Origin of the sequence: Cerasicoccus sp. TK19100 (assembly GCF_027257155.1) — a bacterium.
Lineage (GTDB): Bacteria > Verrucomicrobiota > Verrucomicrobiia > Opitutales > Cerasicoccaceae > Cerasicoccus > Cerasicoccus fimbriatus.
Genome location: NZ_JAPWDU010000002.1, coordinates 261,380 through 273,992, shown reverse-complemented (window position 1 = coordinate 273,992; position 12,613 = coordinate 261,380). Strand labels below are relative to the sequence as shown.

Sequence of the window (12,613 nt, the reverse complement as noted above, 5' to 3'; positions counted from 1 at the left end):
ATTTATTGAATGAAATCAGATAGAGAGCAAATCATAGAAACGCGCTGCCAAATAAAATTAGAATTTGCCGAGACTTACAGTTTGATGTCCTCTCTGTTGTTCGACATCGACCCGATGGACATAAATTTTGGGGATAATACGGATGAGTATGAACCTGAAGTGGATACTATCCTACCGAGGGTTATGAATTTGAACACAAGTGAGGATATTGAGCTCGTAGTAAGGGAGGAATTCGGGAAATGGTTTGGTAACGATTTTATCGAAGGTATATCCGACGAGATATTTGCAGAGATTTCCGAAGGGATTTTAAAAATCAAAATGGCCAACTAAAGGGATGATCCCATCCATAGCTTCATCTCACTAGCGTAACATCCGCCCCATACTGAGAGAATCTCGCAGTAAATCCGCCCCGAATCACTATTTCCGGCACGGCGATTGCTTTTTATTCTTTCCTTACGCCGCTATATCCGTGAAATGCTCTTCCCCTTATGGCAGTAGCATTCATTTTTTCAGGACAAGGCGCGCAAGCGGTCGGCATGGGCAAGTCCCTGTGCGAAAACAGCGGTGCCGCCAAGCAGGTATTCGAACAAGCCAACGAGGTGCTTGGCTGGGATTTAACCGCTGCCTGCTTCGAAGGACCGACTGAAACGCTGACCGAAACCCGCGTCTGCCAACCGGCGCTTTATGTGCATGGCATCGCCGTGGTCGCCGCGCTCCGCGAGCAGGGCAAGCTGCCCGAAATTGGCGGCGCTGCGGGCCTGAGCCTTGGTGAGTTGACCGCGCTGCATCTGGCGGGTGTATTCGACTTCGCGACCGGCCTCGAAATCGTGGCCAAGCGCGGCGCGCTGATGCAGGAAGCCTGCGAGGCAACCAACGGCGGCATGACCAGCCTGCTGGGCGGTGATTTGCAGGGCGCATATGACCTCGCCCAGGCGCACGATGTCGACGTGGCCAATTTAAATTGCCCCGGGCAGACCGTTCTATCTGGCGACAAGGACAAGATCGCCAATGCTACAGCCGCGGCTCAGGACGCCGGTTTTAAGCGCGCGATTCCGCTCAACGTCGCCGGTGCCTACCACAGCCGTCTGATGCAGCCCGCTGCCGACGCCTTTGAGTCATTCCTCGCCAGTAAGGATTTCGCCGCGCCGTCGATGCCGGTCTTTACCAATACCACCGGCCAGCAAATCAGTGACCCGAGCGAGATCAAGCAAGCCCTCGTGAAGCAGGTCGTCTCGGCCGTGCGCTGGGAGGATTGTTTCCGCGGCCTCGTCGCCCTGGGCATGACAGATTTCTACGAGTGCGGCCCTGGCGGCACGCTGGCCGGCCTGGCCAAGCGCATCGACCGCGACGCCACCGTTACCTCACTGAGTGAGTTTGCCGATTTGCCTGCCTAAGGCCCATATGAGTAAAACCGACCACATTCGCAATTTTTGCATTATTGCGCACGTCGACCACGGCAAGACCACCTTGTCCGACCGATTGCTCGAGCAAACCAGCACCGTTCAACGCCGGGACATGAAAGAGCAGCTGCTCGACTCCATGGACCTCGAGCGCGAGCGCGGCATCACCATCAAGAGCCACCCGGTCTCCATGCTCTATAAGCACGGTGACAAGGAATACCTCTTTAACCTGATCGACACCCCCGGGCACGTGGACTTCTCCTATGAGGTCTCGCGCAGTCTCGCGGCCTGTGAAGGCGCGCTACTGCTCGTGGACGCTGCGCAGGGCATCGAGGCGCAAACGGTTGCCAACGCGCATCTGGCGATGGAGCAGGGGCTGGAAATCATCCCCGTCATCAACAAGATCGATTTGCCCGGCGCGGAGCCCGAAATCATCGAGCAGCAGATCGAAGACGTGCTCGCCATTCCGCGCGAAGACGCGATCCGTGCCAGCGGTAAGTCGGGCATCGGCATTGAGGACATCCTGGAGGCCGTTGCCACGCGTTTGCCGCCGCCGCGCTGGACTGACTACGACCAGACGCGCTGCCTGATCTTTGACAACGTCTACGACACTTACAAGGGCGTCATTTGCTTTGTCCGTGTGTTCTCTGGCACCATCAAGGCCGGCGACGAGGTCCTGATGCTCGGTACCGGCGAAAAGACGCTCGTCAAAGAAGTCGGCCGCTTCTCGCCGCGCATGCTGCCTGAAAAGGAACTTTCGGCCGGCCGTACGGGATACATCGTCACGGCGATCAAGGAGCTGACTGAGATTAAAATCGGTGACACGATCACCCATAGCGCCGACCCGGCCAAGGACATGCTCCCGGGCTACAAGGAAGTGCGCCCGATGGTCTTTAGCGGCATTTACCCGTTGGATACCAACGACTACGGAAAGCTCAAGTCAAGCATGGCCAAGCTGCAACTCAACGACGCCGCGCTGGACTACCAGTCGGAAAGCTCCGTGGCGCTGGGCTTTGGTTTCCGCTGCGGCTTCCTCGGCCTCTTGCACATGGAAATCGTCCAGGAACGCCTCCGCCGCGAGTACGACCTGGACATCATTTCGACATATCCGAGCGTGGTTTATAAAGTCGGCCTGACCGACGGCGAGGAAACCGAGGTGCACAACCCGGTTTTCATGCCTGAGCCGAGCGAAATCGAGTATATCGAGGAACCGACGATCAAGGCCACGATCCATACGCCGAGCGACAACATAGGTGATATTCTGGCATTGGTTTCGGAAAAGCGTGGCTTCTGCGAGCACACGGAAACCATTGATGGAACGCGGGTTATGCTCGTTTGCGTGCTGCCGCTCAATGAGATTCTAATCGACTTCAACGACCGCCTGAAATCCGTGACGAAGGGCTACGGCTCGATGGACTACGAGATGGGCAACTACCAGAAGAGCGACCTCGTGAAGATGGACATCATGGTCCACGGTGAGATCGTGGATGCGTTTTCCTCGATCGTTCACCGTGATAAGGCCGAGACGCGGGGCAGGGCGCTTTGCGAGCGGTTGAAGGAGATTCTGCCGCAACAAATGTTCAAGGTGCCGATCCAGGCCGTCATCGGGACGAAAGTGATTGCCCGTGAGACACTTAGCGCATTCCGTAAAGACGTGACAGCAAAGTGCTATGGCGGTGACATTACCCGTAAGCGCAAGCTGCTCGAAAAGCAGAAAAAGGGTAAGGAGCGCATGAAGCAGATCGGCAAGGTCTCCATCCCACAAGACGCGTTCATCAAGATTCTGAAAACTTCCAACTAATCCGGCTCAAGCATGTGGTTCCTCGGCAATAAAACTAAAAAACTGCGCAAAGAGTGCCGCATGATGCTCAGCCACGCCCACAAGGTCGTGTGCTATCGACGGGACGTGCTAAGCGAAGCCGCGCTGGCCGATATCGCCAAGGCTAAGAGCGACCTCGAAAAGGCATTCGATGAAAAAGCCTCGGAGAAAGAGCTAACCAAGAACAAGGACGCGCTGGACAAGGTGCTCAAGAAGCACGGTGGCAAGGTTTACCCGGTCACTTTTGGTAATGAAAACGTGGAAATGGTGATCATCGCCGTAGTCTTGGCCATTGGCGTGCGCACTTATTTTTTCCAGCCGTTCAAGATCCCCACAAACTCCATGTGGCCGACTTACGCGGGGCTGAACGCCACCGTTTACCCGCCAAGTGAGCCGCGTCCATCGCTACCGGCACGCGCCTTTCTAGGCGCTACTCAGAACATAACGGCGGCGATTTTTGGCGATTTCAACCACTATATCACCGCGCCTAACAGCGGAGAGTTGATGATCCCCGTTATCGTCCAGCAAACACCGGTGGGTATTGACGGCTTGCGCGCGCATCCATGGAAAACCCAGAGCAAGGAGCCCATGCTTGGCGGCAAAATCCCCGTTCTGAATAAGGTCGAGACGATTACCAGCAGCTACCGGTTGGCGGTTGGCGGAACCGCCATTTCGATGGATTTACCGGGAGATTTCGAGCTGGAAGACGTGATCCTTCAAAGTTGGTTCCCCGATTATGATTGGCTGGATTACGGACTCACGCAGGTCTTCATTAACTACAAGAACCAGGGCAAAATCACCCGAGATGCGAAGGATTATGGCGTTTTTTGGATCCATACTGGGATCATGCTGAATGAGGGCGACACGATACTGGATTTCAACGTGAACAGCGGTGATATGCTGTTTGTTGACCGATTTAGCTACAATTTCGTCCGCCCGAAAGTGGGTTCGCCAATCGTATTTCGTACGGACAACATTCCTGGTTTGCGCACAGAGGCCATACCGGGCACCGGACAATATACGGTTCCGGACGAGCGTTATTACATCAAGCGCCTGGTCGGCGTGCCTGGCGACGAGCTAGAGGTATCCGACAATACCTTGATTCGTAACGGAGAGCCAATCGAGGGTGCTAAGGCATTTGAGCTCAATGCCAAGCGCGAGGAAGGCTATCCAGGGTATCGCGATGTTGCGTGGCTGGCCGATGGAGACACCATTAGCATTCCCGAGGATTTCTATTTTGCGATGGGCGATAATTCGCCACACAGCTCGGACAGTCGATTCTGGGGCTATGGCAAGCAAGACTGGGTGCTCACGCCAGCGGAGTCCGAAGCTGGCGTTCCTGTCAACATGGTGCCAGAAGACGATGTCATTGGACGCGCCACATTCATCTTTTATCCGTTTTCCCATCGCTGGGGACCCGCGAGATAAGTCCGCGGGGAACGCCAGCACATCATCGATAATCCCAGATGTCCGGCAGGTTCTATATAGTTCAATACACCAACCATACGCGCCCCAAATACGCACAATATATAGGGTGTATCGTTCAATAATTTGCGCCCAATAAACAATCCGACATTGCCAATTTCAAGGCTGTCAACGCCCTTTTTGATTAGTTTTTCTAATCCTGCGACATGCCCTGCCGCCTTTAAAATCTGGACCAATCCATACCAAAACTGCGCCATTTGCGCAAGTAGAAGCTAGAGATCTTGAAAGACTTACAGCTTTTGGCTTGCTAGGAGCTGAATAGACTTTGCCCCGCTCAATATTTGAGAGTTTTAGCTTATATGACTCACCTTGACGAAGCGAGCGACGAGAAGCCCAAATTATAGGACGAATGACCATGATGAAGGGACGACGAAAATAAAGTCTTTAACCTACCTTGCAGCACCTATATGCAGCCAATTTTGAGGGGAAAAGTCCCTCATACCAATACGGTCTGTTACGAAGATTGTGCATATAGATTCCAATAGTGGCATATCTCGCATTGCTCACTTTTTAGTCATGGGTTCATCCCGTTTCCCCGCCAAGCGGGGAGAACGGTGCCACACCTTCGCTTGAAGCTGTCAAGGTAGTATCGAGAGGTTGTTTTTGGAACCTTTTCGACAACCGACCGCTATTCCAAAAACAACCTCTCGATCTCCACCTCTGACAGCACGTCCTGCGGACGTCCGCTTCGGTGACGCTTAGAGCTTCGCTCGCCGCTTGGCAGGGGAAACGGGATTGCCCTTCACTCTGGATGGGCGTCCTAACTCTATCAATTAATATCATGAAATCTGGATACAAGATCGGCGAGCAAGTAATCATCAACTGCGAAGGATGCCCTTGGAACGGACTTAGCGGCGTAATCGTAAAACACGTAGACGAATTCACGGTAAGGTTTACGGACGGACGGACCGAGCTATTCTACGGGCACCAAATGAAAAGCGCATGCGTGACCGAGGAAGAACATCGGCTGCAAGCGAACATCAACAGCGCCGTAATTGAGTGCATCACGCTATGGGAAGAAAAGACGCCTAGCTGGCACGACCTAGAAGAGATTTGCGAAAGATGGGGCGTGCTGCCTTCACTGGTCATGCGTCAGATCGGCTAAAAGCCGAATAAACCGATACCCATTTCTTCATCACTGGGCTTCTCTAAATCGGGAACTGGTTGAGCTGCAATCGCTCGATCGCCAGAGGCGGGCATGGGTGAATAAGGCTTGCGAAATAAGCGCGTGCCATCGGACAAGTGTACCGTTTTGTATCGATCGATGGCGACCAAACGAGGATCATCGGCAGTGATGATTTCCCCAGATTCAAGACGGACCATCGGTTCACCATCGATTAGGCCCATTGACACGTAATATCCGGTTTGAGGGGCATTATTTTGATGCGTAGAGGTAGAGGAGTGGGCTTGATCTGATTGAGCGGAAGCGGGAGTTTGATTAGTTGAAGCAGAGGGAGAATCAGATTGTTCGACCTTGGTCTTGCCTAAAACGGAATCCATACCCCACTGGAAAAGCTTAGGAACGGAAAGGACGGCCAGCAGGATGATAACGCCAACAGGGATGACCCAATAGACGGAAATACCTTTGGTTTTTTCGTTTTTATCAGCATCACCACCTTGGCGCGAGGTATGATAGCATTCGGCTTGTTTCTTATCTAGAGTGAATGTTTGCTCGTGAACAGAACGATCCATATTTGAACCGGTAGGAGCTGTCAGATAAGTATATTTACGGAAAAGCTTAGGGCCACGGAATATTGAGTGTTTTTCCTTAGAGTAGTTACGAACTACGATAAACTCTTGGGGGAATGAACGACAGTGCTTGTCGAGCTGTTCAACGTATTGCGTGACTAACCAAACGGAATCACCCATGTGCCCATGCTCGGCGAAGTATTCTTCGATTCGTGGGCTAAATTTCTTGTAGTCCCTAGAGGGGTAGAGCTTGTGACATTCGTCGATGACGAAGGTTACAGGTTTCCACCAATCTTCTTTCATGTGATCGGACCAATCAATTTCTTCATCGGCAGACCAAAGCGGCAGAACAACGTTAGGAGCTCTATGCAGAAAGAAATGACGAAGACAATCCAATCGCTTGCCCTCTCGATAGTCTGGAATGACGGTATTTAGGTAGTCATTTGTTAGTTCGACTACGCGATCTTGGACAAAAATATCTGGTCTGCCTTTATATATTACGTAGTCCTGCAATTCCGTTAAGCGAATCGGCAGATTCGTGAAAATCATATTATCTGTTTCAATCAATGCGTCGCAGATAATCTTAATTGCCAACAAGCCCTTTCCGTTGCGTGGCTTTCCGGTGAGTAGCTTAATCATGACGGATCAGGAGAGCAGTTGCCATTGATGCGACGCAGGACAGTTCGGAAGCAAAGCCAAGAAACTTGAAGGACTGCTTGAAACCAGAATCCATATGCAAAAATCTCTGCATTGGTGGCATTATCAAAAAGTAATTGTTCAATGGTCATGGGACAATGAATCTTACGAGTGAAGCGATACCGAGAATTGCAGCAGTACCCCACACGCGAAGGGCGACCCACTGAAAAACGAAATAGATAATCGGGACCATTGGAATAAAGGCGTCCACCATGGCCACAGCCATTTCGATAAAGCTAGAAAATCCGCTAGGATCGAGGGGGTTAGTATTACCCAACGTAAACCAGTCAAGACCCCCATATTCAGGATCGAAAAGACCAATCAAAAGCGTTGGCACCGTCAGCAAGGCGACTGTGATTAATCCCGCCGCAATTAAAGCCGTGATTTGCGCACCCGTACCAGCGAAAGCATTGTTGCCCTTGGCTTGCTTCATGCGAAGCGTTTCAAGGCTCAAGTGAGCCACCGTATCGATACAGCGAATTGAGTAAAACAAGAAGGCGAACCAGAAAATCAATTTTTTGATATAAGATGATAGTTCGTTGAATTCCGAATAATCGAAGGGGTTTAGGCTGATAGTTTCTCCACCGAGCGAAACTGAAAGATTCATTGTGCCCGGATTAATATCCGGCACACCACCGGGAATTGTAAGGGCATCGAATTTAGAGATCATATCGGTTTGAGCGGCACCACCATTTGCCGACATTTGCGAAGTGCCAGGCGTGTCACTGTAAAGCTGATTTTGTAAATCACTATCTGCGACCAATGCGTCTAGTTTATCATTTGCGTTTCCCAGCTCATCAATCATTTCTGATTGCTGCATTTGAGATTCGTTAAACTCAGATTTTAAATCTGAGGTTTGCTGAGTTGTTGCCTGAAGATGCTCCCTAGAGGTATCTAACTGCTTTTGTTGCCAGAGAAACGACTGTGAATGCCGTTGCGCCTGACGCGAATCGAGTTTCTCTAATCGATCATTTGCAGCTCTATTACTTGCTTCCCAGAGCATTTGATCATTCTTGATTAGCTTCTCGATATTCAGTGCATTATCTGCCGCAAAATCGGCTTCTGTATCGCCTTCTTGGGGCATATGAGGATCAATCGGAACATAGGGCTGGAAATCATCCAAGCTGGACAAACCCTCAGGGAAGTAGCCCTCTAAGTCTCCTCGATCCAATTCATAAATTGGGTCAAGGACAGGAGGAACATAATCTTCAAAGTCAGTTTCGGTGCCAGTAGCTTCGACGATATCGTAATAATCACTAGGCATTTCATGCTCATAATACTCACCTGTTGGGATACCTGAAACCTTACCTAGTGAAGCGGTAGCACCGTTGACTAACTGTTGAACGCGAATTTCCATCGGGTAACGACTTCCCGCACTAGCATCAAACCATTCATTTTCGTCCAAATCAATCTGTGTTTGCTCACTCTCAAGACCCATTTCTGTCTCTTTAGTAAGCGTGAGAACATATGAAACGGTTTCCTGTGAACCGTTGTAAAATTGGCCAGTTGAGGCCTCATAAAATGGCTGTTTTTGAGGTGGATTGGGAATAGCAGTAACAAGAAATCCTAAAATGTGTGAATAAGTTTCATTTGAACGATTCACCTGCTCAAAGACATATCCACTTGTTTCCAATGGCACACCATCAACAGTCACATTTCTAACCGGTGCATAGCCGTTGTTTGCAGTGGTGAAAAGCCCGTAATCGTCACCATCGTCTAAGTAGTCGAAGTAAAGTGCCTCAAGATCGACGCTGCGCGAGTAATATTGCCAACTACTGCCATTAGAGAACTCATAACCCACGATTTCGGCAAAAACCAATACAGGGAGGAAAAAGAAAATTAGAAAAAACGTTCTCATCGACGAAAGGTAGAGAAAACGCAGTAAGCGCAGATGACGCCCGCAGTGAAAATTACATATTCCATGGCTAGATAAGGTAAAGGGGATGGCCCGATTGAACGAACCACCCCCCAAGCCAATTAGGCACGGCGAATCTTCATGATGACACCGAGGATCACCATAAAGGCGGCCACGGTCACAATGAAGGTTTGGACAGAAGTCCAAGCCGAGGTTGCATCGGTGACAATACCCGCCAATTCTGCCGGTACTTCAGCAGCAGCCTGAGACATGGCACCGAGAGTAAGGCCACCAAAAGCAGCCTTGCGACGATGGTTGCGTGCAATGCAGACAACGGCTGTTTTGACATCTTTCGCAAAGTCGGTGACCTTACGAAATGCTGACTGCACCTTATCACGTGCCTTACTTACGATCTTCTTGAGCATTTTCATGATACTTACTGTTTATGTTTGTGTTAATTCCCTTAGTGGGAAATTTAGAACGGCATGGTTGTTTGCGAGGTTTTGCCGCGGCAAACGGTCAGTTGATCACAGAGTTTGGAATGCTCTTTTCGGATTGCTGGCAGGTATCGCTCTAGCTCGTTTCGTCGCAAAGATGCCCAGCCGCGCCATTGACTCGGGAGGACCTGAGATTCAGTTGCTTCCAAGAAGCTCATAAGCTTCTGATAAAGCTCATTAAACGAAGCGTATTCGTTGTAGACGATTGGCGCGTCTTGCGCCGTTAATTCCTTTAGTGGCTTTTCCATTCAGAACGCTATTGAAAGTTAAAGTGCCTATTAACAAGGGTAGGGCGCCACGCTCCCCCGTATGCCCCTGAAGGGGCATATCGGGGAAGCGCTGGCAGTCCATACAGCATGATTATGCAGCCTTGAATTGCCCATTAAGCTCGATGACCTGCTTACCCATAGGAGGGGTTAGGCGATAGGTGACTTGATCACCTGGTTTCGGGCAATGAACGCCAGATTTATCCATTGCAACAACAGCAACAGGAGTAGCCCCAACGAGGAGCATGATATTGCAGATTTCAAGAGGTTCACCCTTCTTGGTTTTGGTTTCACGCTTCTCAGCAGTGAGAACGATTCCCTTGACTTCAAAGGACTGTGTGAAGTCGAGAGTTACGGATGGTTTTTCAGCATTTGCCATATTACTTCGTCTTTAGATGTGATTACTTGCCAAGCGCCACGGAAAGAACGCTTGCTTGCTTTTTGATGATGCATTTCCGTGCAAAATTTCTGCCCCTGATCGACAAAGAATGACATGAACGAATCTGCCCAAACTTGACGCATGCGGCAGCGATCCCCAGGGCGGCGAATAACAACCGTGCGCCCCCATTTTTCTATTTTCTGCCCCAGGGTGAGTTTTTCTCGTTCATTGCCCTTTTTATGTTCGCCGGAGGAACGGCCGGAAGCGCACGGTTGCACATTCGTATAGAAGCCCCGAGAGGCTTGGAAAAATCTGATTTGCTCGTAATCGAGAACCCAATCGGGAAGATCTACGGCTTTGCCTACGTATTTGAATAAATACTCCCAATCATTATTGCGCACGCGCTTGATGTCAGTTCGACCCTTAGCCCAGCATTTATTGATGATTTCAAAGGGAATGAACTCACGGTGAATCAAAACGATGTGCCAGTGAGCAAAGCCGTTTTTGTGAAATTCGAGTTTCCAACAGTAAGGGATTTTTTTGCCCAAGAACTGAGAGAGTAAATAAACGAATTGAGGTAAGTGACGCTTACCCAACTCATAGGCGCGTTGCGGGTCTGGATAGCGGTCTGGATCAGTGGTTAGCGTGATAAAGCGAGCATCGCGGAATGTGGGGAGTCCCTTTTTGCGGATGTCTTTAACCTTCAGATGCGCCCCGTAATCGGTAAACCAGTTGGCATTTTCAAATCGCTCAACCGAGATGGGTTCGCCATCGGGAAGTGCATACACTTGGGCCAAATCAGCCTCTAGTTGCTCAGTTTGAGCCTGTTGAATCTCATCGGATGGATTGCCGTCAACATACCAGCAACCGTATTCCTTGATATTATGATACCAGAGCTTAGCTTTATACTCTGAATCTGCATCTAGGAAACGGCGATCATCATTGAGAGTATACCAAACACGGAATTGATTTTTGCCCATAGGCTCAATCTTTGGCTTTTCCATCAAAATAGGGACTTGGGGACTCACTTGCTTGCCTCCAATTCCTTTTGGCGATCCAAGAACATGCCCAATTCCTGGATGATATCCATGCGCTCTTTAAAGCGCCAATAGGCCTCAATGCTGCCGGAGTTCTCAAACTCCATTTCTAAGGCTTGAGAGTCGATAAGGAGCGAATCCGCGAAATCCTGAATATCTAGCTCTGTGGGTTGCTCAGTAAAGAATTGAGAGCGGACGAAACGCAGAGTAGGGCGAATCAGGAGGAGAACAACGATCACCGGCAGGAAGTCCACGAAGAACGGAACAACCTCAGAGAGGGAAATTGTAGGAGGGACGATCATTTGACCGCCCCTCCATTATTAGCGTTCTTCTGTGATTCAGACTGTGGTGCCTGAAATTGTTGCTTGCGTTGATCGAGCCAAGCCTGTGCAGCGTCAAAAGATTTCCAACGTCTTGCGTAAAATTCTCCCTTGCTTGAGCGACGTGGGTCACGAACATCGCGCATCAAGAGATTACCGCATGATAGCTCGATCGCAAATGAGGACTGCCTAGAAGAATAGACACGAACAACACGACAGCCAAATGGATTTTGAAGCTCTGTTGTAAAGCTCATGACGCTGCCTCCAAGTCTTCAAATTGAAGCGTTGCGCCAGCATGCAAGCAGATGATGAATCGCGCATTTTCAAGTGCTTGGATTTGTTCTGAGTAAGGTTTACTCAAGATCGGATGATGCTGGATAGCCTCACGCAGAGAGGCGATGTTGGCATTGATGTGTGCAACCACCTTATTGAGCTCTTCGGCGGTCATCCCTTTGCTGATTTCAGTCTCGATAATCACAGATTTCCTTTCGCTAATTTATTTATGATTGTTTCCCTGAACAATTAGCGCAATTTGGGCGAATGAACTCTCAGCAAGCCTTACAAAACTACCAACAAATGATGCAGCAGCAGATGGAAGCAGCAGAAACAGCGGGAGCCGTTTCGCTGGTTATCCTATGCGTTTGGGCAATCATTGGACTAGTCCTAGCCCTACTAACGATGGCCGTGCTTTGGAACCTGAACAGCTTCCTTAAGGTGAAAACCGAGGAGACGCAGTTCTGGCTCGCAGCAGCGGAACACAAAGAGAATGCGAATAGAGGAAAGGGCATTAAGGCCGATTCGCTAAAATTGCGCTGATCTTCAAAGAACGTGCTGATGCAACACGGGTTGCGTCTACCTAAGTCGATTAAGCACACGGGTTGACGCAACCACAAGTTAATTGACACAACCGCAGTCAGGTATTAGTCGTGTTGATGTTATGCCAAATAGTCCAAGTCCCGAGTCAGGCCGTGTTAACCTGTCTTTTCCTAAAGCATGGATTTCTGAGATCGAAAAACTCGCTCAGAAGGATGATAGGACGCGCACGGACTGGATTAAGCTAAGAATACGCGATGCATTAAGAGATGCAGGCGTAAAGATATAAATATCAGCGGTTTACAACTTTACATGCAAAAGTCCGTAAACCGCTTTATATTACAAAATGCGCACAAT

At 49.9% G+C, this 12,613-nt stretch carries 15 protein-coding genes; 6 read left to right on the top strand and 9 right to left on the bottom strand.

Annotation, left to right across the window (positions count from 1 at the left end; translation table 11 throughout):
• The first annotated feature begins 9 nt into the window (after positions 1-9).
• The 5 genes from O3S85_RS04610 to O3S85_RS04590 all read left to right on the top strand — a co-directional run bounded on the left by O3S85_RS04610 (position 10) and on the right by O3S85_RS04590 (position 5,809).
• The gene (locus O3S85_RS04610; protein ID WP_269538166.1) at positions 10-330 is read left to right on the top strand and encodes a hypothetical protein; all 321 of its coding nucleotides are present in this window, start codon (positions 10-12) and stop codon (positions 328-330) included.
• Positions 331-488: 158 nt separating this feature from the next.
• Positions 489-1,394 carry an ACP S-malonyltransferase gene (gene fabD / locus O3S85_RS04605; protein ID WP_269538164.1) on the top strand — a complete coding sequence of 302 codons (906 nt, stop codon included), beginning with the start codon at positions 489-491 and terminating at the stop codon, positions 1,392-1,394.
• Positions 1,395-1,401: 7 nt separating this feature from the next.
• Positions 1,402-3,201 (top strand): translation elongation factor 4, encoded by a 1,800-nt coding sequence (lepA, locus tag O3S85_RS04600; RefSeq protein WP_269538162.1) that lies wholly within the window; start codon positions 1,402-1,404, stop codon positions 3,199-3,201.
• A 60-nt stretch (positions 3,202-3,261) separates the two neighbouring features.
• Entirely contained in the window at positions 3,262-4,647 is a 1,386-nt protein-coding gene (gene lepB, locus O3S85_RS04595) for a signal peptidase I (RefSeq protein WP_269538160.1), read from the top strand.
• Positions 4,648-5,485: 838 nt separating this feature from the next.
• Positions 5,486-5,809, top strand: coding sequence for a hypothetical protein (locus O3S85_RS04590; RefSeq protein ID WP_269538158.1), 324 nt, complete (start codon positions 5,486-5,488; stop codon positions 5,807-5,809).
• On the opposite strand, the gene O3S85_RS04585 is transcribed toward O3S85_RS04590, so the two are convergent.
• From O3S85_RS04585 to O3S85_RS04545, 9 genes are all read right to left on the bottom strand, one after another.
• Positions 5,806-7,032, bottom strand: a complete 1,227-nt coding sequence (locus O3S85_RS04585) for a zonular occludens toxin domain-containing protein (protein WP_269538156.1) — start codon at positions 7,030-7,032, stop codon at positions 5,806-5,808. The two genes, O3S85_RS04590 and O3S85_RS04585, sit on opposite strands and share 4 nt — an antisense overlap.
• A 145-nt stretch (positions 7,033-7,177) precedes the next feature.
• Positions 7,178-8,947 (bottom strand): hypothetical protein, encoded by a 1,770-nt coding sequence (locus O3S85_RS04580; RefSeq protein ID WP_269538154.1) that lies wholly within the window; start codon positions 8,945-8,947, stop codon positions 7,178-7,180.
• 119 nt (positions 8,948-9,066) lie between these two features.
• Complete coding sequence (locus O3S85_RS04575) at positions 9,067-9,375, bottom strand: hypothetical protein (RefSeq protein ID WP_269538152.1); 309 nt, start codon at positions 9,373-9,375, stop codon at positions 9,067-9,069.
• 44 nt (positions 9,376-9,419) lie between these two features.
• On the bottom strand, positions 9,420-9,689 hold the full coding sequence (locus O3S85_RS04570; RefSeq protein WP_269538151.1) for a hypothetical protein: 270 nt from the start codon (positions 9,687-9,689) through the stop codon (positions 9,420-9,422).
• A gap of 112 nt (positions 9,690-9,801) precedes the next feature.
• Complete coding sequence (locus tag O3S85_RS04565) at positions 9,802-10,086, bottom strand: hypothetical protein (RefSeq protein ID WP_269538149.1); 285 nt, start codon at positions 10,084-10,086, stop codon at positions 9,802-9,804.
• Complete coding sequence (locus tag O3S85_RS04560; protein ID WP_269538147.1) at positions 10,059-11,090, bottom strand: rolling circle replication-associated protein; 1,032 nt, start codon at positions 11,088-11,090, stop codon at positions 10,059-10,061. The genes O3S85_RS04565 and O3S85_RS04560 overlap by 28 nt, the downstream gene beginning before the upstream one ends.
• Before the next feature lie 20 nt (positions 11,091-11,110).
• On the bottom strand, positions 11,111-11,425 hold the full coding sequence (locus O3S85_RS04555) for a hypothetical protein (RefSeq protein WP_269538145.1): 315 nt from the start codon (positions 11,423-11,425) through the stop codon (positions 11,111-11,113).
• On the bottom strand, positions 11,422-11,697 hold the full coding sequence (locus tag O3S85_RS04550; protein WP_269538143.1) for a hypothetical protein: 276 nt from the start codon (positions 11,695-11,697) through the stop codon (positions 11,422-11,424). Before O3S85_RS04550 ends, O3S85_RS04555 begins: the two co-directional genes overlap by 4 nt.
• Positions 11,694-11,921: a hypothetical protein gene (locus O3S85_RS04545; protein WP_269538141.1), complete on the bottom strand. Its 228-nt coding sequence runs from the start codon at positions 11,919-11,921 to the stop codon at positions 11,694-11,696. Before O3S85_RS04545 ends, O3S85_RS04550 begins: the two co-directional genes overlap by 4 nt.
• A gap of 62 nt (positions 11,922-11,983) precedes the next feature.
• Between O3S85_RS04545 and O3S85_RS04540 the strand changes: the two genes are divergently transcribed.
• Complete coding sequence (locus O3S85_RS04540) at positions 11,984-12,259, top strand: hypothetical protein (RefSeq protein ID WP_269538139.1); 276 nt, start codon at positions 11,984-11,986, stop codon at positions 12,257-12,259.
• Positions 12,260-12,613 lie beyond the last annotated feature (354 nt).

Excerpts from the sequence above, each read along its gene's own strand:
- O3S85_RS04555 (WP_269538145.1), bottom strand. The coding sequence starts at position 11,425 with ATGATCGTCCCTCCTACAATTTCCCTCTCTGAGGTTGTTCCGTTCTTC.
- O3S85_RS04550 (WP_269538143.1), bottom strand. The coding sequence starts at position 11,697 with ATGAGCTTTACAACAGAGCTTCAAAATCCATTTGGCTGTCGTGTTGTT.
- fabD (WP_269538164.1), top strand. The coding sequence starts at position 489 with ATGGCAGTAGCATTCATTTTTTCAGGACAAGGCGCGCAAGCGGTCGGC.
- lepB (WP_269538160.1), top strand. The coding sequence starts at position 3,262 with ATGATGCTCAGCCACGCCCACAAGGTCGTGTGCTATCGACGGGACGTG.
- O3S85_RS04540 (WP_269538139.1), top strand. The coding sequence starts at position 11,984 with ATGAACTCTCAGCAAGCCTTACAAAACTACCAACAAATGATGCAGCAG.
- O3S85_RS04590 (WP_269538158.1), top strand. The coding sequence starts at position 5,486 with ATGAAATCTGGATACAAGATCGGCGAGCAAGTAATCATCAACTGCGAA.
- O3S85_RS04580 (WP_269538154.1), bottom strand. The coding sequence starts at position 8,947 with ATGAGAACGTTTTTTCTAATTTTCTTTTTCCTCCCTGTATTGGTTTTT.
- O3S85_RS04565 (WP_269538149.1), bottom strand. The coding sequence starts at position 10,086 with ATGGCAAATGCTGAAAAACCATCCGTAACTCTCGACTTCACACAGTCC.
- O3S85_RS04585 (WP_269538156.1), bottom strand. The coding sequence starts at position 7,032 with ATGATTAAGCTACTCACCGGAAAGCCACGCAACGGAAAGGGCTTGTTG.
- lepA (WP_269538162.1), top strand. The coding sequence starts at position 1,402 with ATGAGTAAAACCGACCACATTCGCAATTTTTGCATTATTGCGCACGTC.
- O3S85_RS04560 (WP_269538147.1), bottom strand. The coding sequence starts at position 11,090 with ATGGAAAAGCCAAAGATTGAGCCTATGGGCAAAAATCAATTCCGTGTT.
- O3S85_RS04610 (WP_269538166.1), top strand. The coding sequence starts at position 10 with ATGAAATCAGATAGAGAGCAAATCATAGAAACGCGCTGCCAAATAAAA.
- O3S85_RS04575 (WP_269538152.1), bottom strand. The coding sequence starts at position 9,375 with ATGAAAATGCTCAAGAAGATCGTAAGTAAGGCACGTGATAAGGTGCAG.
- O3S85_RS04570 (WP_269538151.1), bottom strand. The coding sequence starts at position 9,689 with ATGGAAAAGCCACTAAAGGAATTAACGGCGCAAGACGCGCCAATCGTC.